Source organism: Polaribacter sp. BAL334 (assembly GCF_015767435.1).
Lineage (GTDB): Bacteria > Bacteroidota > Bacteroidia > Flavobacteriales > Flavobacteriaceae > Polaribacter.
In genome coordinates this window covers 1-305 of the sequence record NZ_JADWOV010000281.1, presented here as the reverse complement: position 1 = coordinate 305, position 305 = coordinate 1, and the positions used below count along the sequence as shown (strand labels likewise).

The window sequence follows — 305 nt, the reverse complement described above, 5'->3', positions numbered from 1 at the left end:
TCATTGGCCCCAAAAGCAGTAATTGATTGGTTAAATGGTCGTGCAAAAGGCTTTACATCAAGAGAAGGAAATGAAGAAGTAACAGCTTTTTGGTCAACAGGAAAAGTAGGCATGACAGGTACTTCTTATAACGGAACCATTCCTTTAGCAGCTGCAACCACTGGTGTTGAAGGTTTAGAGGCAATTATTCCTGTAGCACCAAATACTTCGTATTATCATTATTACCGTTCAAATGGATTGGTTCGTTCACCTGGAGGCTATTTAGGCGAAGATATTGATGTGTTGTATGATTTCATTCACAGTGG

Annotated in this window: 1 protein-coding gene; it reads left to right on the top strand. The window is 39.7% G+C overall.

Features of this window, described 5'->3' with window-relative positions; genetic code table 11:
- A partial coding sequence (locus tag IU405_RS07830) for a CocE/NonD family hydrolase (RefSeq protein ID WP_317193359.1) occupies positions 1–305 on the top strand: 305 nt, incomplete at both ends.